This window comes from Streptomyces sp. NPDC088157, assembly GCF_044741545.1.
GTDB lineage: Bacteria > Actinomycetota > Actinomycetes > Streptomycetales > Streptomycetaceae > Streptomyces.
On the sequence record NZ_JBIUSU010000002.1, the window covers coordinates 1,059,711 to 1,085,241 of the forward strand.

General features: G+C 71.8%; 20 protein-coding genes. 9 read left to right on the plus strand and 11 right to left on the minus strand.

Features of this window, described 5'->3' with window-relative positions; all coding sequences use genetic code 11:
- Positions 1-79 precede the first annotated feature (79 nt).
- On the plus strand, positions 80-1,159 hold the full coding sequence (locus ACIPFH_RS10975; protein WP_401824975.1) for an NlpC/P60 family protein: 1,080 nt from the start codon (positions 80-82) through the stop codon (positions 1,157-1,159).
- A gap of 13 nt (positions 1,160-1,172) precedes the next feature.
- On the opposite strand, the gene ACIPFH_RS10980 is transcribed toward ACIPFH_RS10975, so the two are convergent.
- Together ACIPFH_RS10980 and ACIPFH_RS10985 are read right to left on the minus strand one after the other, a co-directional pair.
- Positions 1,173-1,922 carry a response regulator transcription factor gene (locus ACIPFH_RS10980; RefSeq protein WP_359127877.1) on the minus strand — a complete coding sequence of 250 codons (750 nt, stop codon included), beginning with the start codon at positions 1,920-1,922 and terminating at the stop codon, positions 1,173-1,175.
- Positions 1,919-3,247: a PspC domain-containing protein gene (locus ACIPFH_RS10985; protein WP_401824977.1), complete on the minus strand. Its 1,329-nt coding sequence runs from the start codon at positions 3,245-3,247 to the stop codon at positions 1,919-1,921. Before ACIPFH_RS10985 ends, ACIPFH_RS10980 begins: the two co-directional genes overlap by 4 nt.
- 401 nt (positions 3,248-3,648) lie before the next feature.
- Here ACIPFH_RS10985 and ACIPFH_RS10990 point away from each other — a divergent pair, with 401 nt between their 5' ends.
- Together ACIPFH_RS10990 and ACIPFH_RS10995 are read left to right on the plus strand one after the other, a co-directional pair.
- Positions 3,649-5,112, plus strand: coding sequence for a PspC domain-containing protein (locus ACIPFH_RS10990; protein WP_401825157.1), 1,464 nt, complete (start codon positions 3,649-3,651; stop codon positions 5,110-5,112).
- Positions 5,099-5,344 carry a hypothetical protein gene (locus ACIPFH_RS10995; RefSeq protein ID WP_401824979.1) on the plus strand — a complete coding sequence of 82 codons (246 nt, stop codon included), beginning with the start codon at positions 5,099-5,101 and terminating at the stop codon, positions 5,342-5,344. The genes ACIPFH_RS10990 and ACIPFH_RS10995 overlap by 14 nt, the downstream gene beginning before the upstream one ends.
- A 49-nt stretch (positions 5,345-5,393) precedes the next feature.
- On the opposite strand, the gene ACIPFH_RS11000 is transcribed toward ACIPFH_RS10995, so the two are convergent.
- Both ACIPFH_RS11000 and ACIPFH_RS11005 read right to left on the minus strand, forming a co-directional pair.
- Positions 5,394-5,930, minus strand: a complete 537-nt coding sequence (locus ACIPFH_RS11000; protein ID WP_401824980.1) for a DoxX family protein — start codon at positions 5,928-5,930, stop codon at positions 5,394-5,396.
- Between the two features lie 801 nt (positions 5,931-6,731).
- Positions 6,732-8,021: a hypothetical protein gene (locus ACIPFH_RS11005; protein WP_401824982.1), complete on the minus strand. Its 1,290-nt coding sequence runs from the start codon at positions 8,019-8,021 to the stop codon at positions 6,732-6,734.
- A 200-nt stretch (positions 8,022-8,221) separates the two neighbouring features.
- Here ACIPFH_RS11005 and ACIPFH_RS11010 point away from each other — a divergent pair, with 200 nt between their 5' ends.
- Complete coding sequence (locus ACIPFH_RS11010) at positions 8,222-9,148, plus strand: DUF4429 domain-containing protein (RefSeq protein ID WP_401824983.1); 927 nt, start codon at positions 8,222-8,224, stop codon at positions 9,146-9,148.
- Positions 9,149-9,347: 199 nt separating this feature from the next.
- Here the strand turns inward: ACIPFH_RS11010 and ACIPFH_RS11015 are convergent, their stop codons facing one another.
- Positions 9,348-10,142 (minus strand): class II aldolase/adducin family protein, encoded by a 795-nt coding sequence (locus tag ACIPFH_RS11015; RefSeq protein WP_401824985.1) that lies wholly within the window; start codon positions 10,140-10,142, stop codon positions 9,348-9,350.
- A 110-nt stretch (positions 10,143-10,252) separates the two neighbouring features.
- Between ACIPFH_RS11015 and ACIPFH_RS11020 the strand changes: the two genes are divergently transcribed.
- Together ACIPFH_RS11020 and ACIPFH_RS11025 are read left to right on the plus strand one after the other, a co-directional pair.
- The gene (locus ACIPFH_RS11020; RefSeq protein WP_401824987.1) at positions 10,253-10,879 is read left to right on the plus strand and encodes a hypothetical protein; all 627 of its coding nucleotides are present in this window, start codon (positions 10,253-10,255) and stop codon (positions 10,877-10,879) included.
- A 150-nt stretch (positions 10,880-11,029) separates the two neighbouring features.
- Positions 11,030-11,503, plus strand: coding sequence for a pyridoxamine 5'-phosphate oxidase family protein (locus tag ACIPFH_RS11025; RefSeq protein ID WP_401824989.1), 474 nt, complete (start codon positions 11,030-11,032; stop codon positions 11,501-11,503).
- 79 nt (positions 11,504-11,582) lie between these two features.
- Here the strand turns inward: ACIPFH_RS11025 and guaA are convergent, their stop codons facing one another.
- Positions 11,583-13,163, minus strand: coding sequence for a glutamine-hydrolyzing GMP synthase (gene guaA / locus ACIPFH_RS11030; protein ID WP_356261029.1), 1,581 nt, complete (start codon positions 13,161-13,163; stop codon positions 11,583-11,585).
- Between the two features lie 329 nt (positions 13,164-13,492).
- Here guaA and ACIPFH_RS11035 point away from each other — a divergent pair, with 329 nt between their 5' ends.
- Both ACIPFH_RS11035 and ACIPFH_RS11040 read left to right on the plus strand, forming a co-directional pair.
- Positions 13,493-13,774 (plus strand): chorismate mutase, encoded by a 282-nt coding sequence (locus tag ACIPFH_RS11035; RefSeq protein WP_401824991.1) that lies wholly within the window; start codon positions 13,493-13,495, stop codon positions 13,772-13,774.
- A 962-nt stretch (positions 13,775-14,736) separates the two neighbouring features.
- On the plus strand, positions 14,737-15,774 hold the full coding sequence (locus tag ACIPFH_RS11040; RefSeq protein WP_359129075.1) for an LPXTG cell wall anchor domain-containing protein: 1,038 nt from the start codon (positions 14,737-14,739) through the stop codon (positions 15,772-15,774).
- Positions 15,775-15,931: 157 nt separating this feature from the next.
- Here ACIPFH_RS11040 and ACIPFH_RS11045 read toward each other — a convergent pair whose 3' ends face one another.
- From ACIPFH_RS11045 to ACIPFH_RS11055, 3 genes are all read right to left on the minus strand, one after another.
- Positions 15,932-17,752 carry a GMC family oxidoreductase N-terminal domain-containing protein gene (locus ACIPFH_RS11045; protein ID WP_401825159.1) on the minus strand — a complete coding sequence of 607 codons (1,821 nt, stop codon included), beginning with the start codon at positions 17,750-17,752 and terminating at the stop codon, positions 15,932-15,934.
- 99 nt (positions 17,753-17,851) lie between these two features.
- Positions 17,852-19,495: a succinic semialdehyde dehydrogenase gene (locus ACIPFH_RS11050; RefSeq protein ID WP_356257805.1), complete on the minus strand. Its 1,644-nt coding sequence runs from the start codon at positions 19,493-19,495 to the stop codon at positions 17,852-17,854.
- Positions 19,496-19,742: 247 nt separating this feature from the next.
- The gene (locus ACIPFH_RS11055) at positions 19,743-20,639 is read right to left on the minus strand and encodes an MBL fold metallo-hydrolase (protein WP_401824994.1); all 897 of its coding nucleotides are present in this window, start codon (positions 20,637-20,639) and stop codon (positions 19,743-19,745) included.
- Positions 20,640-20,726: 87 nt separating this feature from the next.
- Here ACIPFH_RS11055 and ACIPFH_RS11060 point away from each other — a divergent pair, with 87 nt between their 5' ends.
- The gene (locus ACIPFH_RS11060; RefSeq protein WP_401824996.1) at positions 20,727-21,644 is read left to right on the plus strand and encodes an AraC family transcriptional regulator; all 918 of its coding nucleotides are present in this window, start codon (positions 20,727-20,729) and stop codon (positions 21,642-21,644) included.
- Between the two features lie 304 nt (positions 21,645-21,948).
- Here the strand turns inward: ACIPFH_RS11060 and ACIPFH_RS11065 are convergent, their stop codons facing one another.
- A complete protein-coding gene (locus tag ACIPFH_RS11065) occupies positions 21,949-23,640 on the minus strand; it encodes a serine/threonine-protein kinase (RefSeq protein ID WP_401824998.1) in 1,692 nt (563 codons plus the stop codon).
- Between the two features lie 160 nt (positions 23,641-23,800).
- A complete protein-coding gene (locus ACIPFH_RS11070) occupies positions 23,801-25,462 on the minus strand; it encodes a protein kinase (protein WP_401824999.1) in 1,662 nt (553 codons plus the stop codon).
- Between the last annotated feature and the right edge of the window lie 69 nt (positions 25,463-25,531).

Below are 25,531 nucleotides of genomic sequence, written 5' to 3' on the forward strand. Positions count from 1 at the left end.
CGTCCGTCCGCTCCCCGACGGTCATCCGGTAGCCGTACGGACGGACGAGGCGGTCGTACGAAAGGACGTGCAGTCCCACGTGGCAGCGCACCGCAAGCCCCGACAGCGCTCGCTCGGCGGCCAGACGGCCCGCACGGCGTTCACCCTCGCTCTCGCGGGCGCCGCGACGGCGACGGCCTTCGACGGAACCGGACAAGCCGAGCCGAACCTGACTCCGGCCCAGGTCAAGGCGAAGGTGGCCCAGCTCTACCAGGAGGCGGAGGAAGCCACCGAGAAGTACAACGGCGCGAGGGAGAAGGCGACGGCGGCCGAGGAGCGGCTGGAGTCCCTGCGGGACGAGGCGGCGCGCAAGGAGGGGAAGCTCAACACCGCTCGGGAGACGCTGGGTTCGATGGCCGCCGCGCAGTACCGCAGCAGCGGACTCGACCCCGCTGTGCAACTGGCGCTCTCCGACGACCCCGACCGGTACCTCGACGGCGCCGCCTTCGCCGAACGGGCCGGCGACCGCCAGTCGGCCGCCGTCACCCAAGTGCGCAGACAGCTGCGGGAGATCGAGCAACTGCGCGGCGCCGCGCGCGTCGAACTGACCTCCCTCAAGACGCGCCAGGCCGAGTTGAGGACGCACAAGAAGACGATCACCGGCAAACTCGACGCGGCGCGCCGCCTGCTCTCGCAGCTGACCACGGCGGATCGGTCCCGGATCGGCGAGACGGCCGGCAGCGGCAGCACGGGAGGCCGGGCCTCACGAGGCTCGACAGACGGACGCGACGGCCTTCAGGCGCCCGCCTCCGCAACCAACCAGGCCCCCAACTCCCGTGCCGCAGAAGCCGTTTCGTACGCCTACTCCAAGCTCGGCAGCCCCTATGTGTGGGGTGCGACCGGGCCGAACGCCTTCGACTGCTCGGGCCTTGTGCTCGCCTCCTACCGCTCCGCCGGCGTCTCCGTGCCGCGCACCACCTACGCCCAGATCGGTGCCGGGCAGCGCGTCTCCCGCTCCGAACTCCTCCCGGGCGACCTGGTGTTCTTCTACTCCGGCATCACCCACGTCGGCCTCTACATCGGCGGCGGCCAGATGATCCACGCGCCGAACCCGTCGGCCCCGGTACGTGTGGCGCCGATCGACGAGATGCCCTTCGCGGGGGCGACGCGGGTGGTGTGAGGCCGCCCGTCCCTCACACCAGTCGTCGTGCCGTGGCCCAGCGGGTCAGCTCGTGCCGGTTGGACAGCTGGAGCTTGCGCAGCACCGCCGAGACATGCGACTCGACCGTCTTGACCGAGATGAAGAGCTGCTTGGCGATCTCCTTGTAGGCATAGCCGCGCGCGATGAGCCGCAGGACCTCGCGCTCACGCTGGGTGAGACGGTCGAGGTCCTCGTCGACCGGCGGTGCGTCGGTCGAGGCGAAGGCGTCGAGGACGAACCCGGCGAGCCGCGGCGAGAAGACGGCGTCGCCCTCCTGTACCCGGAAGATGGAGTTGACCAGGTCGGTGCCGGTGATCGTCTTGGTGACGTAGCCCCGGGCGCCGCCGCGGATCACCCCGATCACGTCCTCCGCCGCGTCCGACACGGACAGGGCCAGGAAGCGCACCGGCTGCTCGGCGTCGGCCATCAACGGGGCGCAGCGCCGCAGCACTTCGACCCCGCCGCCGCCCGGCAGATGAACGTCGAGGAGGACCACCTCGGGCCGGGTCGCGGTGATCACGGTGACCGCCTGGTCGACGTCCGCCGCCTCGCCGACGACCTCGACGCCGGTCTGCTCGGTCTGGCCGATCTCGGCCTGCACTCCCGTGCGGAACATGCGGTGGTCGTCGACCAGGACCACGCGCACATGGCGCCCGCCGCCCGTGCCGTCGCCGGAGGACTGCGCCGGCCCGGCCGCCTCCGCCGCTCCCGCAGTGCCGTTCGTTTCGGTCGGGTCGCTCATGACGTCTTCTCCGCCCTCTCCATCTCCAGCTCGACCTCCGTGCCGCCGTCCGGGACGGCCCGCAGCCGCGCCGTGCCGCCGTGGCGCTCCATGCGGCCGATGATCGATTCTCTGACGCCCATGCGGTCGCCGGGTATCGAGTCGAGGTCGAAGCCGGGTCCACGGTCCCTTACGGACACGAAGACCGTCCTGCCCTCGACTTCGGCGTAGACCTGCACGGCGCCGCCCTCGCCACCGTACTTGGCCGCGTTCACCATCGCCTCACGCGCGGCCTGCATCTGTGCGCCGACCCGTTCGTCGAGCGGGCAGTCGCCGACGACCACGACCTCGATGGGGACGCCGTGCTTGTCCTCGACCTCCGCGGCGTTGCGCCGCACCGCGTCGGCGACCGTGGTCGGCTCGTCGGCCTCCTCCTTGCCGGTGCCCTCGGGTTTGTAGAGCCAGGTGCGCAGGTCGCGCTCCTGTGCGCGGGCCAGGCGGCGCACCTCCCCGGCGTTCTCCGCGTTGCGCTGGATCAGGGTCAGGGTGTGCAGCACCGAGTCGTGGACATGGGCGGCGACCTCCGCGCGCTCCTGGGCCCGGATGCGCATCAGGCGCTCCTCGGAGAGGTCCTGCGTCATCCGGACCAGATAGGGGCCGGCGAGGAGCGTGATGCCGACGAGGACGGCGAGGGCCGCCTGGAGCACCGAGCCGAGGTGGGCGGCGGAGCCCTGCAGGACGAAGATGCCCGAGACGCCGGCGGTGACCAGCAGGACACCGGCGCCCGCCCGCAGGAGCGTGAGCGTACGGCGTCTGCGGCCGACCTCGACCCAGCGGGCCCGGCGTGCGTTGTCCGCCTGGCGCCAGACGAGGGCGACGCCCGCGCCGACGAGGACGGCGGGCAGCAGGTACGCCTTGGCGCCGCTGCCCAGGTTCACGTTGCCCACGAAGACCATGGCGACGACGACCATGAGGAGCAGCGCGACGATCTGCCCCTTGTCCGGTTTGCGGGCGACGAGCCGGCGACGGCCGTCGGGCGCGGTCTCGGTGCCGACGAGCGCGGGGGGCTTCTGACCGCCGACGCCTCCGACCCCGAGCGGCACGAAGAACCAGAAGGCCGCGTAGAGCAGGGCGCCGAGACCGTCCGCCATGAACAGGCCGACGAAGACGAGCCGTACCCACACCACGGGCAGCCCGAGATGCCCGGCGAGCCCCCGCGCCACGCCACCCAGCCAGCGTCCGTCACTGCTGCGGTAGAGCTTGCGCGGCGGCCGCGGTTCGGCGAGTGGCGTGGCTGCGGCTTCCGGCATGCCAACGATGGTCACACGGGTGCCGGTCCCGGGCATCAGGGTTCGCCCCCGAGACGCCCCTGATCTCCGGGGTCACCGCGCTTCGAACGCCTCCCCCGCCCGGGGTCAGGGCCGATATCAGGGTCCGACCAGGGTCGTTCCGACTGCCGTGAGGGCGGCTCGCCCGCCACCATGGACTCATGACAGATCACCAGCACGCCGCGGACGCCGTGCCCGACGGGGGCACCGCGCCAGACGCGGCCGCCCCGTCCCCCGGCGCCCCGGGCGCCGCAGGTGAGCAACCTCGCGCGCACGAGCGGGCGGGCGCGCACGAGAAACAGGGAGAGCACGCAGGACGCGGCCCGTCCGAGGACGCGAACGCCGACGCCGACGTCCGCGCCGACTCCGAGCCCGAGTCCGAGTCCGAGCCCGACGCCGACGCCGACGCCAGGACTGTGATCGAGGCTGCGACCGAAGCCGCGACAGCGGCCGCAGCGGCGACACACCAAGGAACCGGAACCGGCGGCGGGCCAGAACCCGGCGGCGGGGCGGGGACCCGCGGCGGTTCGACGGAAGGGCCCCGGGGGCCGGACGGAGGCAGAGGGCCGGGAGGCCCTCAGTCACCGTCCCAGGGAGCCGAAGCAGTCGGGCCTCCGCCGAGATTCCGGCGGGACCGTGAGCACAAAGTGCTCGCCGGGGTGTGCGCGGGCCTCGGACGGCAGTGCGACATGGACCCGGTGATCTTCCGGATCACGCTCGCCGTGCTCTCCGCGACCGGCGGCATCGGACTCATCTTCTACGGCTTCGCCTGGCTCTTCGTCCCCTACGCCGACGACGAGCAGAACGAGGTGCGCAAGCTCCTGACCGGTCGGGTCGACGGCCAGGCCCTCGCGGCCGTACTGTTCGCCCTGGTCGGCTGCGGGGTGTTCCTCTCGATGCTGAACAACGGCAGCGTGCTGACCTTCGCCGTCGTCGTCTCCCTTCTCCTCGCGGGCGCCGGCTACTGGTCACGGCACCGGGACTCCTCGGACCCCGACCCGCTGGCCGCCCAGGCCGTGGCCGACGCCCCGCCGGAGGCCCAGGCGCCGCCCGTCCCCTCCGCCTATCCCTCCTGGTGGCGCGACCCCATCGTCAAGGACGGCACGCACGACGGCGGCACGGGCTATCTGTGGGGCCCCTGGGACGCCCGCGACCGGGGCTTCACCGCGGCCGTCAACGTCGACCTCATCGGCCACACGCGCCGCCCCGAGGACATACGCGCCCCGCACCAGCCGTACGCCGGACCGCGCGGACCGCGTTGGATCGGCGGCTGGCTCTTCCTGCTCGCCTTGCTCGCGGGCGGCCTCGTCACCCGGCTCGCCTGGGACGACCACCCGCTCGGCACCAGCCTTCAGGCCGGCCTGGCGACCGCGCTCATCGTGCTCGGCGCGGGCATCGCGGTCAGCTCCTTCCTGGGGCGGACAGGTGCGGGGTCGGTGTTCCTGGCGATCGTCACGGCGGGCCTGCTGGCCGCTACCGCCGTGCTGCCCAAGGACATCGGCACGCGCTGGACCGACACGGTATGGCAGCCCACGACGGTGACGGCTGTACGAACGGCCTACGACCTGGGCACCGGGGACGGCACCCTGGACCTGTCCCGGCTCGAACTCGCGAAGGGACAGACGGTGAGCACCAATGCCGAGGTGGGGGCGGGCCGGCTGCGGGTGATCGTGCCGCCGGACGTGACCGTGAAGGTGAGGATCGACGTGGGGCTGGGAGACATCCAGCTCCCGGGCGACGACAAGAAGGACGTGGACGTGCAGCCGGGCAAGCACAAGGAGGTGACGCTGTCACCGGTCTCGGGCGGAAAGGACGCCGGGACCATCGACCTCGATCTCCAGGTCGGAGTGGGACAGGCGGAGGTGGCCCGTGCTGCGTCATGAGTTCCGGCCCGGCAGGCTCGTCGCCGGCGCCTTCTTCACCCTCGCGGGCGTGATCTACGCGGGCGACGCAGGCGGTCTCTGGGAAACGCCGTGGTTCGTGATGATCCCGGTCGTCATGGCCGGTCTCTGCCTGGCGGGCGCCACGGGCGTCGTGGCCCGGGGCATACGCAGACGACGGGGCCCGTCCGGCCGGACCCGTGCCGGGGCGACCGGCCCGGACGCGGCCCCCTGAGCGCACGGTCCACGCGTCGCAGAGGGCCGGCCGGTCGCAGACCGGGGCCCTACCTGGCGCGGGCCCCCGCCCGCTGTCGTCGCCTGGAGCGCCAGGCGGCGTCGAGCGAGAGAACCGGGGCACCGGCGAGGACGAGGGGCAGCCAGGCCATGAGGTAGGCGAGATCGTTGCCGTAGTAGTACGGGTCCGAGGCCCAGCTCACCGTCAGCCACAGGCTGAGCGAGATCAGCGCGCCGCCGAGCGCGGCGAGTCGGGTGAGGACGCCCAGCAGGGTGCCGATGCCGACGGCGAGTTCACCGAAGGCCATCGCGTAGCCGAAGCCGACGGGGCTCTTCAGAGCCATGTCGACCAGGGCCGGGATGGCCGAGGAGTCACGGACGGCGCGCATGGTGTCGCCGATCGAGCCGGCGCCGCTGTCCTTCAGGAAGGCACCGTCGGTGAGCTTGTCGAGGCCTGCGTAGATGAACGTGACGCCAAGGAAGATCCGCAAGGGAAGCAGGGCGTAACGGGTGGCGGTGTCCCGCCAGTCGCGGCCGCCGCCGTCCAGGTAAGGGGGATAGGTATCCGTCCGCATGCCGTGAGTCATCGCCCGTAGCCGCCTCTCGCCCGGAGTGGTGGGACCCCTCAACAGACCATACGTACGAAATGGGGGGTGCGCTCAACTGTTTGCACGAGCTCTCCGAACCGTTGGTTCACTTCGCCCGACCGATTCACTCCGCCACACCGATCCACCGGCGCCCGACCGGTTCCCTCCGCCACGCCAACCCACCCGTGCCCGATCCGGTGCGTTCCGCCCTTGCCAACTCACCGGTGCCCGACCGATTCCCTCCGCCCCGCCAACCCACCGGTGCCCGGCCGGTGCGCTCCGCCCCGCCGATGCTCGACCGGTGCGCTTCGCCCCGCCGACTCACCCTGCCCGCGGGGCCGGGCCGCCTCACGGGTTCGGTTCGCTCACCGGCGCAACCGCGTCCCACCGGCTCAGGACGGCCTCACCTGCTCCCGCGGCTCCACCGGTTCAGTCCCGCCGACCGATTCACCAGACCGCCGACCGATCCACCGCGCCAGTCCGCTCACCGGGTCACCACCCACCAGCCCAGTCCGCCCACCGGGTCACCGCACCCACCAGCCCAGCCCAGCCCGCCCATGGGCCACCCACGTCCCACCAGCCCAGCCGGCCCACCGGATCACGCCCACCCCACAGGGTTCGAGCCCGCCACCGGATCACGCGCACCCGGAGGAATCAGTCCCGCCCATCGGGTCACCCGCGCCCCGCCAGCCCAGTTCAGTCGCGCCCACCGGATCTCCCGCGCCACACAAATTCAGTACCGCCCATCGGGTCACCCGCGTGCCGCTCGCGTGTCCCACCGGCTCGGGCCCGTCCGAAGGTTCAGTCCGTGACGTCGATCGCGTACCGGTTCGTTTCGGCTCCCGCCGCCGTGACGACCTGTACGTCCACTCGGCCCGGTTCCACATCCGCCGGGACGGGGACGGTGAGGACGGCGTCGGTGGGATTGCTGAAGCCGCCCGTGACCGGCACGAGGGGGACGTGGACATGGACCGGCCCGATGCGGACGACCATGCGGGAGAGCCGATCGGCGGTCTGGGCGCCGGGCGGGACGAAGCCGGCGCCGCGGATCTCGATGTCGTCACCGGTGCGGATCGGGGCGTCGAGGTCACCGGCCTCACGGGAGCGTACGACGGAGAGGATGACGGGGCGGCCACCCTCCGCGTACTTGCCGGCGAGATAGGTCGCGGCGGAGACCAGGACCATGACCGCCAGGCCCCAGGGGAGGTCGGGCAACTGGTCCGGGCGGCGGGCCAGGCGGACGGCGGCGAAGACCAGGGCGACGGCGCCGATCACGACGTACTGGATGTCGGCGAAGGTACCGCGGCCGGCGTCGTCGGTCAGCAGGTCGGCCGCCCGGGGGCGATGGGCGCGGACCTTCTGGAGCCGCTGGGCGAGGACGCGCAGGGCGACCACCCGGCGCACCAGCACGGCGATCCCGCAGACCACGGCGAGGACGGTCACCACGCCGGCGCCGCGGGCCAGGTCGAGTCCGGCGATCAGCGCGTCGCGTTCGGCGTGGCCGGAGGCGGCGGCGAGCCGGCCCACCAGGACCAGCACCGCGTAGGCCACGAGCAGCACCCAGGCGGCGGCGACCGCGCGGGAGGTGGAGAGACGGTTGTCCTCACCGATCACGGGGGCCAGCGCCCCGCCGCGTGCCCGGTGGAACCAGGAGGCGGCGGTCAGCGCACCGGCGACGACGAGCGCGGCGAGGAGTCCGGCGGTGCGGGCGTCGGTCCAGCCCGCGCCGATGGCGGTCAGGGACTGCACCAGCAGCAGGAAGACGACACCCACCCACACGGTGACCGCCGTGCGCAGCCACAGGCGGGCCAGCCAGGCCTCGCCCTCGGCGCGGCCCCGTTCGGCGACGAGTTCCGCGGACTGTGTGAGCTCCTCCGAGACCCATTGGCGGGAGGCCGAGACGGAGTGGGCGACGGCGGCCGGCAGGCCGTGCCCGGCCGCGAACCCGTCCCGTTGCAGCAGGAACTCGGCCACCGCCCGCCGGTGTCCCGCGCGGGCCCCGTGCGGGCAGTCCCCGCAGGTACAGCCGCCCTCGTGCGTGCCCGGTCCCCTGCTCGACTCCGCGCTCTGTCTCGCCTCCTGCACCGCCATGTCCGACGCCCGCCTTCCCCACGACCCGATCGGATGGCGGCTCTCCGGGGACCCGGTCCGGACCCCGCCCGCCGCCTGTGAACAACTCCCCCGCGATGAGAGCGAATTGTGCCCTATGGAATACCCCCCGTTCCCGGCAGGTCTGGTCAGCGCGGGTGACACGGGCCGGGCCGTGTTGACCCGGCTGCGAGAATTTCCGTATGGCCGAGATCATCCAGCGTGACGGGACCTGGGCCTTCGACGGCACGACGGTCAGGATCACACCGGGGCTGCACCGCTCCGTAGCGCTGTTCCGGCAGACGTACGGGGAGATCACCGTGCCCCTGGAGGCGGTCGCCGGGATCGTCTACGAGCCCGAACGCAGGCGCGGCCGGTTACGGATGCGGCTGCGTGAGGGGGCCGATCCGCTGTTGCAGGCCACCGGCGGGCGGCTGCCCGATCCGGCCGATCCCTACCGGCTCGTCGTGGACGTGGACCGTTCGGGGATCGCCGAGTACCTCGCCGAGGAGATCCGGCACGCGCTGCTGCTCGACGAGATTCCGGGCGAGCCGACCAAGGGCTATCTCCTGCCGGGTCCGCCGGTCCCGGTCTCCGTGCGTTCCTCCGACGGCACCGTCTCCTTCGACGGCGCCGAGGTGCGTGTCGACTGGGCGGACACCTCGGACCGGGTGAAGCGGGCGACGGGCCCGCGCGTGATCGACGTCGGCGATGTCGTGCGGGTCGAGTGGCTGCCCAACTCGGGCTACGAGGACGGATTTCTTCGGTTCGTGACCCGCGAGACGGTGTTCTCGAAACTGCCGGCCGAGAAGGACCCGTACGCCCTGGACCTGTGGGGGAACGTGAGCCGCGACCTGCTGACAGCCCTGGTGGCGACGGCGGTCACCGCGCGACTCCCGCATCCCTCCGCCCGCGCGGGAACGGAGCGGGAGCACGGGCGGCAGTGGGAGCACGAGCACGGGGGCCCGGCCGCGCGGAGGCGCGGGCTCACGGCGTCCTTCCCACCGCCGGCCGACCACCACGACGTGCTGCTGCGCCGACTGCGCGAGCTGGGCGAGCTGCACCGGGACGGGGTGCTCACGGACGAGGAGTTCACGCGGACGAAGGCGGTCGTACTGCGCGGCTTCTAGGAACCGACCTCCAGGAGAGGGCCTTTCAGAGGACGTTTGCAGGTCTCGGCCTCCAGGAGAGGGCTGCAGGTGAGGGCTGCAGAACGCGGCTCGCAAGGACGACCTCGGCTCAGGAGATCCGGCTGGCTGACGGGCTCGGCTCAGCAGGTCCGGCTCGCTTACCGGGCTCAGCTCAGCAGGTCCGGCTCGCTTACCGGGCTCAGCTCAGCAGGTCCGGCTCGCTGCGGCTGATGTCCTGCCAGAGGGGCTGGTAGTTGATCCAGGCCACGAGGTCGCCGCCGAGTTGTTCCCGGGTCGCCACGGCCGCCCGGTGGTCGATCAGGACGGGCCGGCCCGCCGCCTTCGCGGTCAGCTGGACCTGGCTGGAGCGTTCCATCGACAGGAACCACCAGGCGGCCGCGTCGACCGAGTCGCCGACCGTCAGCAGCCCGTGGTTGCGCAGTACGAGCGCCTTGCGGGAGCCGAGTGCGGCCGCGATGCGCCGTCCCTCCCCCGCGTCGACGGCCACGCCGGTGTAGGCGTCGTAGAGGGCGTGGTCCTCGTAGAACGCGCAGCTCTCCTGGGTGATGGGGTCGAGCAGCTCACCGAGCGCGGCGAGGGCACGGCCGTGCACCGAGTGGCAGTGGGCGACGGCTACGACGTCGGGGCGGGCGGCGTGCACCTGGGCGTGCACGGTGAAGGCGGCCTGGTTGACGTGGTAGCGGCCCTCGACGACCTGTCCGTCGGCGTTGACCAGCACCAGGTCGCCGACCGTGACGTGCTTGAAGGGCATCCCGAAGGGGTTGACCCAGAAGCAGTCGTCGAACTCCGGGTCGCGGGCGGTGATGTGCCCCGAGACACCGTCCTCGAAGCCGCGCCGCCCGAAGACGCGTACCGCGCCGGCCAGCCGTTCCTTGCGGTGTCGGCGCTCGTCCTCCACCGAGTCGTGCATCGGCGGCATCGCGAACTGAAGCCGGTCGGTGGGCAGCGGAGCAGGCGGCGTGGGCCCGTGCATCGGTCCTCCAGCACTGGGTTGCTTTACGACGCGGAAGTTACCGTCGGTCAGCGCAAAAGGGCAGAGCCGTTATGTAAAGATGACGATTTCCGTCACCTCCGGAGCACACCTTGAGCCTCGCCGACCGCCACATCACCGCCCTCATGCGTCAGATCGCGACCCGCAACGCCATCGAGCTCGTCCACCCCTTCGCGGAGTTGCAGACGTTCGGCGCGCTGGTCTACATCGCCGAGTGCTACGGCTTCCGGTACGAGAGCGTGCGCCTCGTCGGCAAGCAGCGCGTCATGCACGTCCAGCTGGTGCGGGACCCCAGCACCTGGGCACGGCAGCGGGCCGCGGCGAACACGGCGGCCTTTCCCGACCCGGGCCCCGGCCGCCCGGTGCCGGGCATGTACCTGGGCTCGCTGACCCCGGTCCCCGAGGCGCAGGCGGACGTGGACGTGCTCACGGCGCTCATCCGCCACGACGCCCTGGGCGCGGCCGCCAACCGGAAGCAGTTGCTGATCATCGGCTGGGGCTCGGCGGTGCTGTTCCTGCTGATGGCCGTGCTGACCGGCAAGTACGCCGTCCTGCTCCCGCTCGCCGTGCTGATGCCGCTGTTCATGCTGGGCGCCCTGCGGGTGAACACGAGCCGGCGGACGAGGCTGGCCCAGCGGCTCACGGCGGCGGGCTGCACGCCGGTGCGGGACGCGGCGGGGCTGGAGCGGTACGTGCGACCGGTGCCGCAGGGCTTCTGACCCGCCGCTCCGACCCGCCGCTCCGACCCGCCGCTCCGACCCGCGCTCCGGCCCGCGGCCCCGCCTGCGGTCCTGCCCGCGCGGTCCTGCCCCACAGCCCCCGCCCGATACCGGACAGTGGATGTCGGGTATCGGGGTCACACTCGCCCTATGACAGCGAACTGGGCGGCCTTCGCCGCAGCCGAACCCGAACTCGCGGAGATCACCGAGGAGCGCTTCGGAGCCTTCACGCACCACGTCCTCGCGACGCTGCGCAAGGACGGCTCCCCCCGCACCACCGGCATCGAGGTCCGCTTCCTCGGCGGTGAGCTGTGGCTCGGCATGATGCCGGGCTCGCTCAAGGCCCTCGACCTGCGCCGTGACCCCCGCTTCTGCCTCCAGGCCAACCCCGGCGAGGGCACCGGGATGGGCGGGGGCGACGTACGGATCGCGGGCCGGGCGGTGGAGGTGGCGGACGGCGAGGCGAGGACCGCGTACGTGAAAGAGGTGGAACCGCCGCAGCCGTTCCACCTCTTCCGCACCGAGCTGACGGAGGTCGTACGGACCTACGTCGAGGACGACACGTATCTGGTCGCCCGGGTCTGGAAGCCCGGAGAGCCGGTGCGCACGCTCAAGCGCACCTGAACCCTCCTCTCAGAGGAGATCTCGGGAGGACTTTCCCAGAGCATCTCGGAAGGACTTTCCCAGACGGTCTCGGGAGGGCCTACTCCCACTCGATCGTGCCCGGCGGCTTCGAGGTCACGTCCACGACGACCCGGTTGACGTCGCTGACCTCGTTGGTGATCCGCGTGGAGATCTTCGCCAGGACGTCGTAGGGCAGGCGCGACCAGTCGGCGGTCATGGCGTCCTCGGAGGAGACCGGGCGCAGGACGATCGGGTGGCCGTAGGTGCGGCCGTCGCCCTGGACGCCGACGCTGCGGACGTCCGCGAGCAGGACCACCGGGCACTGCCAGATCTCACGGTCGAGACCGGCGGCCGTCAGCTCCTCGCGGGCGATCGCGTCGGCGTCGCGAAGCAGGTCGAGACGGTCCTTGGTGACCTCGCCGACGATCCGGATACCGAGGCCGGGGCCGGGGAACGGCTGGCGCTGGACGATCTCCTCCGGCAGGCCGAGCTCCTGGCCGACCATGCGGACCTCGTCCTTGAACAGCTTGCGCAGCGGCTCGATCAGCTGGAACTCGAGATCCTCCGGCAGGCCGCCCACGTTGTGGTGGGACTTGATGTTCGCGGTGCCGGTGCCCCCGCCGGACTCGACGACGTCCGGGTAGAGCGTGCCCTGGACGAGGAACTCCACCGCCGGACCCTCGTCCGCGATGATCTCCGCCTGGGCCTGCTCGAAGACCCGGATGAACTCGCGGCCGATGATCTTCCGCTTCTCCTCCGGGTCCGAGACGCCCTTGAGAGCGGTGAGGAAGCGCTCCTCCGCGTCCACGACCTTCAGCTGGACGCCGGTCGCGGCCACGAAGTCCTTCTCGACCTGCTCGGTCTCGCCCTTGCGCATCAGACCGTGGTCGACGTACACGCAGGTCAGCTGGGAGCCGATGGCCTTCTGCACGAGGGCCGCGGCGACCGCCGAGTCCACGCCGCCGGAGAGGCCGCAGATGGCGCGCTTGTCGCCGACCTGCTCACGGATGGCCGCCACCTGCTCGTCGATGACGTTGCCGGTGGTCCAGTCCGGACTGAGACCCGCGCCGCGGTACAGGAAGTGCTCCAGCACCTGCTGGCCGTGCGTGGAGTGCATGACCTCGGGGTGGTACTGGACGCCGTAGAGCTTCTTCTCGTCGTTCTCGAAGGCGGCGACCGGGACGACGTCCGTGGAGGCGCTGACGCTGAAGCCCTCGGGGGCGGCGGAGCAGGCGTCGCCGTGCGACATCCACACGGCCTGCTCGGCCGGGGTGCCCTCGAAGAGGGTGGAGGACGAGCGGGAGACGCGCAGCTCGGTGCGGCCGTACTCACGGGCGCCGGTGTTGTCCACCGTGCCGCCGAGGGTCTGCGCCATCAGCTGGAAGCCGTAGCACATTCCGAAGACGGGGACGCCGGCCTCGAAGATCTCGCGGTCGAGACGGGGGGCGCCCTCCTCGTACACGGACGAGGGGCCGCCGGAGAGGATGATCGCCGCCGGGTTCTTGGCGAGCATCTCCTCGACGGGCATGGTGCTCGGGACGATCTCGCTGTAGACCCGCGCCTCGCGGACTCGGCGGGCGATGAGCTGGGCATACTGCGCGCCGAAGTCGACGACCAGGACGGTGTCGGGGGCGGCGGCAGTAGGAGTCGCTGATGACACGGGGGCCTTCCGGCGGTGGGGCGGGGTCTCTGTGTAACCCGATTCTACCGAGGTGGGCGCGGGACCGGACCCGGCGCCGGACGCACCCCCGCGTCTCAGGATGCGAACCGCCTTGGAGCTCACCCGACGACCCTGCATACTGACCGCATGCTTTCGCCCACGACCTTCGTCTTTACCTATGGCAACCGGCCCACCGGCTGCCATGGTCGTGCCGCTTGAGCAACTGACGAGCGACTTCCCAGGCGCCCCGGGCCGACAAGGCCCGGGGCGCCTGTCGTTTTCCCGGGTTCTTCCGCTCCGGGGCACCCGTACTCACCACAGGAGCCCCCATGACCGCCATCGACGTGACCGGCGCCCGTACCCCCGAGGCCGCCGACGTGATCACCGGCGCCCGTGAGCGCATCGACGCGCTCGACGACCGGATCATCGGTCTGATCCAGGAACGGATGGCCGTCTCGGCCGTCATCCAGGAAGCGCGGATGACCTCCGGCGGCCGGCGCGTGAACCTCTCCCGCGAGATGGAGGTCCTCGGCCACTACAGGGACGCCCTCGGCAAGCCCGGTACGTCTCTGGCGATGACGCTGCTCGAACTGTGCCGGGGCCGCGTCTGAGGTCGGGCGTCAGTTCGGCCCCCTTCTCACCCGTACGGCGCGTGACCGCCTCCCGGACGGCCTCGTTGGTCCCCGTGTCCGTTCCAGCCAGGGGCGGGCCCGGATCAACCACGCGTGGCTCGCTGGAGCGATGAGGCGTACGGATCGTGCCGTGTGCCGTGGGACCTCGCTCCGGACAAGTGACCGGACGGCAGGGGACAGCAGCCCGGTCACCAAGAGAACGGCCGGCCTCGGGGACGCCCGGGGCCGAGCCGACCGGCGAAAAATGCAAAAATGCACAAGGGCTGGGTCAAACGGTTGCGGGCGCCGCGCTCATCCAGCACGATGCGTAGAAAGCCCCGAACAGCACCAAGTACCCCTCCGGGCAAGCGCCTTACGCGTTGCCCCCACTGCCAAAGGTCCAGGCCAGCGGCGCGACCCCCCGGCGCCGCTCCCAGGCACCGGCGCTGCCCTGACGCCGGTGCTGACGATAGAGAAGGGCCTCGCGGATCCGTCCCGCGAGGCCCTTCGTCATGCACGGCGAACGCCCGCCTCGGTATCGATGGGCGCGACGGGCGTCGGTGGGCGGGACGGGTGCCCGTGGGTGGCGGGCGTCGAACGGTGTGACGGGGCGCCGGTGGGTGTGCCGAATGCGACTGGCGTGACGGGTGCCAGTGGGTGCGACTGGCGTGACGGGTGCCAGTGGCTGGTCGGGGGCGGCTGGTGTGACGAAGTCCAGTGGATGTGCCGGGTGCGGCTGGTGTGACGGGTTCCAGCGTGTGTGCCCGGTGCGGCTGGTGTGACGGGTTCCAGCGTGTGTGCCCGGTGCGGCTGGTGTGACAGGTGTGATGCGAGCCACATAAAGATTGTGTGAGCTGGGCACAACTGTTCCCCGCCATCACCGGTCACACCTAGCGAACCAAGGCCCACTCCCACACCCCCATGCGGAAGGCCTCCTCCCCACCGGATCCACCGAGGTCTTCATGAAGCTTCGCCGCACACTCGTCACCGCCGCCGCGACGGCCGCCATGGTGCCGCTGGCCCTGCTGTCCGCGCCCGCCGCCTTCGCGGAGGAGAGCGGCTCGCCGTCCGCCGGCTCGTCCGTGTCGGACGACACCTCCGCCTCCCCGTCCGGTTCGAGCGACTCGAGCGCGTCCGCCTCCGCCTCGGAGTCCGACACCTCGTCGCCGTCGGCGTCCGGGTCGCAGAGCTCAAGCGCCTCCGGCTCCCCGTCCGGCAGCTCGTCGCCGTCCGCGTCCGACTCGGGCAAGACCTCCGCGAGCCCGTCGGCCAGCGAGAGCGAGGACGGGTTCGACCCGAACACGGACTGCAAGACCTTCGACCTGGACGAGAACATCACGGCCGAGGTCAAGGGCCTGCCCAGCAAGATCGTCGCCGGTTCCGGCTGGCACGACTTCTCGTACGAGGTCGGGAACAACTCCGACGTCGACTTCAAGCACGTGTACATGGCCATGTTCCTGGACTACGCCGACGACACGGACGCCTGGCTCTCCGAGGGCCTCGCGGTCATCCAGGTCAAGGAGGACGGTAAGTGGACCAACGCCTACCAGGACTCCTACGAGGACGAGCACGGCAAGACGGTCAACATCACGGGTTCCTTCCTGGCCCAGCTCGATGAGCTGGAGAAGGACTCCTCCGCCACCCTCGACCTCCGCGTGAAGGTCAAGGCGTCGGCCCCGGCGGGCTCCGCGTTGGCGCTGAGCGACGCCCTGTACGTGGGCGACGACTCCGACTGCCACCTCAACGGTGACTACTACGACGTCGAGATCCTCGCCGCCGGCAGTGACGCGGACGGTGCCGACGACGCCAAGCCGAACGGTGACAAGCCCACCGACGGCGCCAAGGCCCAGGGCGGCGCCAAGCCGATCAGCGGCAGCCTCGCCTCCACCGGTTCGAACTCGGCGCTGCCGGTGATCGGACTGGTCGGCGGGGTCGCCGTGGTGGCCGGCGCCGGCGCGGTGTTCGCGGTCCGCCGCCGCAAGGTCGGCGCGCACGCGTAACGCGTGACAAGACCAGCGAAGGGACCTGCGCTCGGAGGGGGGCGCAGGTCCCTTCGCTTGTTGGATCTGCTGTTGGATCTGCGCTCGGAGGGGCACAGGTCCCTTCGCCTGTTGCCGGGCAGGAAGCGCCGGTCTGGCCCCGGGAGGGATCGCCCGCCTACTTCCTGGGCGGGACCGTCGGCATCCCCAGGAACGGCAGGCGCAGCGCGCCGAACGCCTCCGCCGGCACCACCGGGCTGACGGGCTCGACCGGCTTCAGCCGCTCGTACGCCGCGCCCTGCGTCGGACGCGGGTCCGTCTCGCCCTTGTTCGGCCAGAACGACATCGCGCGCTCGGCCTGGGCGGTGATGGTGAGCGACGGGTTCACACCCAGGTTCGCCGAGACGGCGGCGCCGTCGACGACCGAGATGCCCGGGTGGCCGTAGAGGCGGTGATAGGGGTCGATCACGCCCGTCTCGCGCGAGTCGCCGATCGGACAGCCGCCGAGGAAGTGCGCCGTGAGCGGGGTGCCCATCAGCTCGCCCACGTTGGAACCGGCGAAGCCGTTGATGTCGGCGGCGATCGCGGAGGCGGCCTCGGAAGCGGCCCTGATCTGCTTGGGGTTGGGGGCGCCGTGCCCCTGCCGCGCCGTCAGCAGGCCCCGGCCCACTCCCGCCGGCTTCAGATACGTCGTCAGCGAGTTGTCCAGGGACTGCATCACCAGCCCGATGATGGTCCGCTCCGACCAGCGGCGGTTGGAGAGCGAGCGCAGCACGAGGAGGGGGTGGCGGGCCGCGTTCGTCAGCCAGCCGGCGACCCTCGACGAGCCCTCCGCGTACGGCACCTGCAGGATCGACAGGCCACCCATCGAGTTGGAGCCCTTGCCGTAGCGGACCGGCTCGATGTGCGTGCTGTCGTCCGGGTGGATGGAGGAGGTGATGGCGACTCCGCGGGTGAAGTCCACCTTCGCGGCGCCGGTCACCTTGGCGTAGCGGCGGTCGTCGGTCTGCGCGCCGACCAGCGCCTCCGAGTTGGTGCGGGTCAGCTCGCCCAACCGGTCCGACAGGTAGGGGAGCTGGCGGTTGGCCTTCATGCGGTGCAGCAGCGTCTGGGTGCCGTAGGTGCCCGCGGCGAGGACCACTCGGCGGGCCTTGAAGACCCGGCCCTTCGCCTTGCGGCGGTCGTCGGTGGGGAGGGTGGCGACCGCGTAGCCGCCCTGCGAGTCGTCCGTGACCGACACGACCGTCGTCAGCGGGTGCACGACCGCGCCCGCCTTCTCGGCGAGGTGGAGGTAGTTCTCGTTGAGGGTGTTCTTCGCGCCGTGCCGGCAGCCGGTCATGCACTCGCCGCACTCGGTGCAGGCCTTGCGGGCCGGGCCCGCGCCCCCGAAGTAGGGGTCGGCGACCTGCTCCCCGGGCTTCGCCTTCGCCGTCCCGTCGGCGTCCTCGCCGTCACCGAAGAACACGCCGACCGGCGCCATGTGGAACGTGTCGCCGACGCCCATCCGCTCGGCCGCCGCCTTCAGGTGCACGTCGGAGGGAGTCGTCGTCGGGTTGAGCCGTACGCCGAGCATGCGCCGCGCCTGGTCGTAGTACGGCTTCAGCTCCTCCTGCCAGTCGGTGATGTCCCGCCACTGGGGGTCGTCGAAGAAGGGCTTCGGCGGGACGTAGAGGGTGTTGGCGTAGTTGAGGGAGCCGCCGCCCACGCCCGCGCCGGCCAGCACCATGACGTTGCCCAGCAGATGGATGCGCTGGATGCCGTACATGCCGAGCCTGGGGGCCCAGAGGTAGTTCTTCAGATCCCAGGAGTTTTTGGGCAGCGTCTCCCGGGTGAAGCGGCGGCCCGCCTCCAGGACGCCTACGCGGTAGCCCTTCTCCGTCAGGCGCAGAGCGGTGACCGAGCCGCCGAAACCCGAACCGACGACGATGACGTCGTAGTCGTATTCGTACGCGTCGGCCCGGTTTCGGTCCTGGGCCTGGGCGTGGGCGTCCTGGGGCACGGGGGTCTCCTCGTCGAGTGTGCGTGCGGGCCGGTGGTGGCTGGTCGCGCCCACGCGGCGGAGCCGCGTGTCGGGCACGGCCCCGCGCCCCTGGGTCGGCTACCTGAGCCGGAGTGCCTTCATCACCTTCAGGCTCCGGCTCATGAACTCCGCGTACTTCTCGTCGTTCATGCCCAGCGCCGGCGCCATCGGCAGCAGGCGCTGCTGGGCCACCGTCTGGGCCTCGGTGTACTTGAGGATGCCCTCCGAGCCGTGGCGGCGGCCGAGACCTGAGTCCTTCATGCCGCCCATCGGGGACTGGACGCTGCCGTAGGCCGAGGCGTAGCCCTCGTTGACGTTCACCGTGCCGGCCCGCACCCGGGAGGCGACCTCCCGGCCGCGGCGGCCGTCCTTCGTCCAGACCGACGAGTTCAGTCCGTACGGCGTGGAGTTGGCGAGCTCGACGGCCTCGTCCTCGGTCTTGAAGCGGTAGATCGAGACGACCGGGCCGAAGGTCTCCTCGGCGCATACGGACATGGGTTCCGTCACCCCGTCCAGGATCGTCGGCTCGAAGAAGTACGGGCCGACGTCCGGGCGGGCGACCCCGCCGGCGACGACCTTGGCGCCCTTGGCGACGGCTTCCTCCACGTGCCGGGTCACCGTCTCCAGCTGGCGCTCGCCCACCAGGGAGCCCATGTCGGCGCCGTAGGCCAGGGAGGTGCCCAGGCGCATGGCCCTGGTGCGGGCGGCGAAGCGCTCGAGGAAGGCGTCCGCGATCGACTCGTGGACGTACAGCCGCTCGATGGAGATGCAGAGCTGGCCCGCCGAGGAGAAGCAGGCGCGGACGGCGCCGGCCGCGGCCTTCTCGATGTCGGCGTCCTCGAGCACCAGCATGGCGTTCTTGCCGCCGAGCTCGAGGGAGACGCCGACGAGCCGGGCGGCGGCACCCTGGGCGACCTCGCGGCCGGTGCGGGTGGAGCCGGTGAAGGAGACGTAGTCGGCGTGCCGGACGACCTCGGGGCCGATGACGGGGCCCTCACCGAGGACGACCTGGAAGACCTCGGCGGGCAGACCGGCCTCGACGAGCAGGTCACGGGCCCAGAGGGCGGTCAGGCAGGTCTCCGTGTCCGGCTTCATCACGACCGCGTTGCCCGCCACGAAAGCCGGCAGCGCGTCGCCCACCGACAGTTCCAGCGGGTAGTTCCAGGGGGCTATCTGGCCCACGACTCCGCGCGGATGACGCAGTTCGGTGACCTTCGTCAGCGTCGGCATGGCACCCGCGTGCCGCTTGGGACGGAGGTAGGCGGGGGCCTTGCGGCCGTAGTGCCGGGCGGCGACGGCCACCGCCTGCACCTCCTCGTGGGCGTGCAGACGGGCCTTGCCGGTCTCCAGCTGGATCAGGTCGAGGACCTCGGCCTGGCGCTCCAGCACCAGGTCGTGGAAGCGGAGCAGGACGGCGGCACGCTCCCGCACGGGCGTCCGCTCCCACACCGCCTGCGCCTTGCGGGCCGCCTCGAAGGCCTTCAGTACGTCGTCGGGTGTGGACTCGGGCAGGTCGGCCAGTTTCCCGCCGGTGAACGGCGTGTGGTTGGCCGTACGGCCGGAGCCGGTCACGCCCTTGGTGAGCTGGGCCACCAGCTCCGGGGTGACCACGTCTGCGGCGGTACGGACGCCGGTGGGCGCGGGAGCGAGGGGGTTGGTACCGGTCGTGGTCTGCCCACTGATCTCGGTGCCGGTCTTTTCCGGGGCCTGCGAGTCCGTCATGAGGCGCAGGGTATGACGTGGGGAAGACTTTGGGTACCCGCCGGTAATACGGTTTCACCGACCGCACACACGGCGCCAGCGTTCACTGGCAACAAACGTGCTGATCAGGACGTTGCGCCGGGTCGTTCACCGCTGTACGAGCGGCCGCGCGCCTCCTCCGACACGGCTGCACCCTGGCCATCCGGGGGAGCCCGCCCTCGGCGGCGGTCTGCGCATGCCTCCATGACTACAACGATCCCCGTCCCCCTCACCTGCCCAGGGCGAACCGTCCCGTTTCCCGCCGACGCACCTCCACCGCACCCGATCCGGCGAAGTGCGCGGGAATCACCAGCTCCTTCCGCTCCGCCGCCCGTTCGAGCACGCGGGCGCGGCTCGCCGCCGCCTGGGCGGGGTCGAGGCAGAAGCAGCTGCTGCACTCGGGGCGCAGCACCTGCACCGGGCTGTGCAGCAGGTCCCCGACGAACACGGCACGTTCACCGCGCGAGGCGACCCGCAGCACGGACGAACCCGGGGTGTGGCCGGGGGCCGACTCCAGGGTGAGGTGCTCGTCGACGCGGTGCTCCCCGTCCCAGAGCACGGCCTGCCCGGCCCGGTGCACGGGAGCGACGCTGTCCTCGTAGACGAGGCGGTCGTCCTCCCGCACACCGCCGCCGTAGCCGCCCGCGGGCCCGAAGTGGGCGTCGTCGGCGGCCGGGAGGAGGTAGCGGGCACGGGGAAAGGCCGGCACCCACTCCCCCTCGACGTCGAGGGTGTTCCAGCCGACGTGGTCGGCGTGGATATGGGTGTTGACCACGACGTCGACGTCCTGCGGACGCACGCCTGCCCGCGCCAGCCGTCCCGGGAGGTCGCCCTCCCGCCGGTGGAAGTGCGGAAAGCCGGGTCGCTCCCGACCGTTGCCGACCCCGGTGTCGACGAGGACCGTCCGTCCGCCGCTGCGCACCACCCAGGTCTGAAGCGCCGTCATCACCCGGTCGCTGCCGGGATCCCAGTGGTCCGGGGCCAGCTGTTCCCGGTGCTCCTGCCACACCTCGGGGCCGCAGCCGGGGACGAGGTCGGGGGCGGGCACGAAGAGGGACTGCCACTCGACGACCCGGAGGATCTCGACGTCCCCGATCGTGAAACTCTGCACGTGTTCTTCGGTCATGCCCGGAAGCCTAGGAAGGCACCGCTGAGCGTTTCGATGCCCGAACCGCTCAGCCGGATACGCGTGCGCCTCACGTACTCTCGTCCCATGGACGTGGTGAGCGACGCGATCTCCTCCGTGCGCACCGGCAGGCCGCATTCCAACCGGCTGCGGGTGAGCGGGAGTTGGTGCACGCGGATCGCCGCCTACGAGGGCGCCGGGTTCCATGTCGTGCTGGCGGGCGACTGCTGGCTGCTGCCGGAGGGCGGTACGGGCATCCCGCTCGGTCCGGGGGACGTCGTCCTGCTGCCGCACGGCGCGGGGCACGTGCTGGCCGACGGGCCGGTGGACGCGGCGACGGCGGCTCGGGCGACGCCCTTCGAGGAGGCCGGACCGGGGGACGCCGTGAGTGATGTGGGTGGTGTGAGTGGCGTCGGTGGCGTGGAACTGCTCTGCGGCAAGTACCGCCTGGACCGCAGTCGTACCCACCCGCTGCTGGCGGAGCTGCCCCAGGTGGCGCACCTGGCGAACCGGGCCGACCGGCCCGCCGAACTCCGCGCCGCGGTGGCCCTGCTGGCGGACGAGCTCGACGACCGCCGCCCGGGTGCCTCCCTGGCCCTGCCCAGCCTCCTCGACCTGCTGCTCGTGTACATGGTCCGGGCGTGGCTGGCACGGGCGGCTACGGGCGTCTGGCCGGCCGTCCTGAGCGACCCCGTGGCCACGTCCGCGCTGCGTGCCCTGCACGCCGAGCCGGCCGCGCCCTGGACCAACGACAGCCTGGCGGCCCGGGCGGGCGTCTCCCGGGCGACGCTGGCGCGCCGCTTCACAGCGCTGGTCGGCCGTCCGCCGATGGCGTACCTCACCTGGTGGCGCCTGACGCTCGCCGCGGCCCGGCTCCGCGACACGGACGCGCCACTGGCCGCGGTCGCCCGGGAGACGGGGTACGGCAGCCCGTACGCCCTGTCCCACGCCTTCAGCCGGGAGTTCGGAACGACACCGGGGCGCTACCGCGCGCAGGCGGTCTAGCACTGCTCGACCTCGCGTCTGGGTCGGGGCCCGGCTGGGGAATGGCCTTGAGTCTCCAGTGACTGTTCGCGCGCACCCCTGACACGGAATTCCGGGACTGGATGGCGCAGCAGTTCGAGGAGGCGCACGATCCCAGGGTGGACCGGTACTGGCGGCTGGCGTGGATCGTCAACGGCTGGCAGGTAGTACCGAACCTGATCCCGGTATCCCCGGCTCATCCAGGCCCTGCGAAATGACCGCCGATCAAGCGGTCACTGACCGCCTACGATCACTGACCGCAACAACATGCCTCGGACTCATTCGTCTAGAGCTTGTCGATCTTCAGGTTGGCGATCGCGGTGCGGGCCACCTCCTGGCCGCGCTCGGTGAAGTCGCCCTTGCCCGGGTAACCGATCATCAGTTTGTACATGTCGCCACCGGTGGACCTGTAGTACAGGATCCTGAGCTCGCGCGGGGCGGGTTCCTGGCTGTCGTCGGTGGTGTAGAAGACCGTGTTCCCGGCCGCCTTCCGGTCATGGAAGGTCATGTTGTCGTCGGTCCGGGTCCTCGGCCCCTTCGGCATGTCGAGCTCGTAGCTGCCGGACTCCTTGAAGTCCCCGTCGTCGGCGTACATCTCGGCGGCCGCGGACGCCTTGAGCTCGTGGCCGGTGTCCTCCGACTTACGGCTCACCAGCAGGACGACCGAGATCGCGCCGCTCGGGTCGGTGTAGCTGACCCAGTGATCGTCGGCGGGGGCGTTCTTCCCGGGCACGCCGCGCACGTAGGTGTCGGGCACCGCCAGCGTCGCGGTGACCTCCTTCTCGTGCTTCGTCTTCCAGTCGTCCGGCAGCGGCCCCGCGAACGGGTCGGCGATCACCAGGTACACCGCCACCGCCGCCGCCACGACCACCGCGCCGAGCCCCGTCCACGCCGTCCGGCCGAACCGGCGTCGGGCGCGCGGGACCTCCGCCTGCCGCACGACCTGCGTGGGCAGGGAGGCGGGCGGGTTCGCGGCGGCCTCCAGCAGGGCCCGCACCCGCGCGGCGGGCGGGCGGCGCGCCGGGTCCTTCTCCAGCAGACCGTCGACGGCCTCGGCGAGCGGCCCCTGAGCGGCGGCGGGCGGTGCGGGCACCGCGTTGAGGACGGACTGGAGCGTGGCCGGGGTGTTGCTGCGGCGGAACGGCGAGACGCCCTCCGTCGCCGCGTACAGCACCACGCCGAGGGACCACAGGTCGGCGGCCGGGCCGGGGCGCTGGCCCAGCACCCGCTCGGGGGCGATGTACTCGGGCGAGCCGACGATGCCGCCGGTGTCGGTCAGGTTCGTCTCGCCCTCGATCTGGGCGATGCCGAAGTCCGTGAGGACGATGCGGTCGTGGCGGCCGAGCAGGATGTTGTCCGGCTTCACGTCCCGGTGCAGAATGCCCGCCGCGTGCGCGGCCTCCAGCGCGCCGAGCACCTCCAGGCCGATCCGGGCCGCCTCGCGCGCGCTGAGCGTGCCCTCCTGGAGGGCGTCGCCGAGCGAGCGTCCGTGGACCAGCTCCATCACGATCCACGGCCGGCCGTCGACGACCGCCACGTCGTGCACGTTGACGACGGCCGGATGGTCCAGGCGGGCCGCGGCCCGCGCCTCACGGCGCATCCGCTCGAACACATTGGCCTGTTCGCGTTCGGAAAGGTGGTCCGGTACGCGGGGCTCCTTGACGGCGACCTCGCGGTCCACCGTCTCGTCCTTGGCTCGCCACACCGTGCCCATACCGCCGTGTCCGAGCTTGGCGAGCAGCCGGTAGCGTCCCGCGATGAGCCGCCCCACGCCCGGCTCGTGCGGCGGCGCGACCTGGGCGGGCACCGCGGCCTGCGCCTGCTGCGGCTGCTGCGCCTGCTGCGCCTGCTGCAAATGCGATTGCGGCTGCTGCGTATGCAGTTGCGGCTGCGGCCTCGCCGGCTGGGGTATGGGCGGTTGCAGAACAAAACTCGTCGTCTCGTCGGCCTCGCGGCCGGCGCCCCCGTCGTGACTCATGGGTCCATCAATATCGCGCCAGGCGGGCCGGTATCCACCGCCAGCGCGCACCGGTCACAGACCCGTGACGCGTGACGTTCCTTATCTCCCGTTTAGGTCGATACGGTGAACGTGTCGACCTAAACGGGAGATAAGGAGCGTGACGTTCCTTATCTCCCGTTTAGGTCGATACGGTGAACGTGTCGACCGCGACGTCGAAGTACTCCCGCGCCTCCCGCACCTTCCCGACCGGCGCCGACACCCACACGTCGTACAGCAGCCCGCCCTCCTCCCAGCACAGGTCGTACGTGTGCCGGGGCCCCTCCGCCGCGCTGAAGCCGTTCCAGGTGAACTCCCAGAGGGCGGCGGCCCTGCCACCGTGACTGGTCTCGGTGACCCGGCCGTCGTGGTAACCCGGGTTGGTGTCCGCGCCCTTGGCGGCCGCGTGCTCCATCACGGCGAGCGGGCCGCCGGGTTGCGGGTCGGCGACCTTGATGCCGAGCCGGAAGACCTGTCCCGCGGACATGTAGAACACCCGCTCGCCCTGTGGCACCCGCGTGAAGCCCTCCGGCACGGCGAGCGCGAACCCGGCGGGGTCGTCCGCCACCCGGTACCCGGAGGGAGCGGTGGGCGCGCCCGGACGGTCGTCGGAGGCGGGCGACGCGGAGCCGCCCGTGGACGCGGCGGGCCGGGAAGACCGCGAGGGCGTGCCGGAACCGGACGGGGAGCGGGTGGCCGAAGCCGCCCCGGTCGGGGTCGGCCCGTGGCTCGTCGAACCGCTCGCCGAGGGCCCCGGCGCCGAACTCGTCGGCGTGCGGCCCCCGTCGCCGTCACCGTTCATCAGCAGCGCCGCCGCCGACACGCCCGCCCCCGCCATCGCGGCGACCAGCAGCGCGGCCACGAGCACACCCCGGGTGGAGCGCTCCCGGGTCGGTGGCTCCCAGCCCGGCTGGGGCAGGTTCGCCTGGGTCGGCGTATAGCCCGTCGACACGGGCGTCGGCGTACGCCCGGTGTCCAGAAAGGCGCGCAGCAGCCGCTCCGCCTCCGCGGCGCCCAGTCTCCGGTCCGGATCGCGCTCCAGCAGCCCCCGGACGACGGGCAGCAGCGGCGCCGCCTGCGCGGGGGTCCGGATCTCGGCGAAGACGACGGCATGCAGGATGCCGCCCAACGAGTCGCGCCGGAAGGGGGATTCGCCGCTCAGCGCCGTGCACAGCAGCGCGCCCAGCGACCACAGGTCGGACTCCGCACCGGTTCGCGCCCCGGACATCCGCTCCGGCGCGGTGTACTCGGGCGAACCGACGAACGACCCGGTCTCGGTGAGCGTGGTGGCGCCCGCGACCTGCGCGATGCCGAAATCGGTGAGGACGACACGATCACTGTCGCGTTCGAGCAGGACGTTCGCGGGCTTGATGTCCCGGTGCAGGACCCCCGCCGCGTGCGCCGCGCGCAGAGCGCCGAGCAGGGCGATACCGATCCGGGCCGCCTCGTCCGGCTGGATCGGACCCTGCGCGGCGATCCGGTCGGCGAGCGAGCCGCCGTCGAGCAGCTCCATGACGATGTAAGGGCGTTCGCCGTCCTCGACGACGTCGTGCACGACGATGATGTGCGGGTGGCTCAACTGCGCCACCGCGCGGGCCTCCCGCAGGGTCCGGTCGCGGCGGCCACGCGCCTCCTCGTCGGAGAGCGTGTCGTCCTGGGTCAGCTCCTTGACGGCGACACGCCGTCCCAGCAGCTGGTCGGTGGCGCCCCACACGACCCCCATGCCCCCGCGCCCGAGCTTCGCGTCCAGCCGGTAACGGCCCGCGATGACCCGTGCGCCGTCCCGGCCCCCCTCGGTCCCCATGGGCCCATCATGCCCCACCGGACGCCACGCCTCCGGGGCGCCGTCCGGCCAACTACCGGGACTCACCCG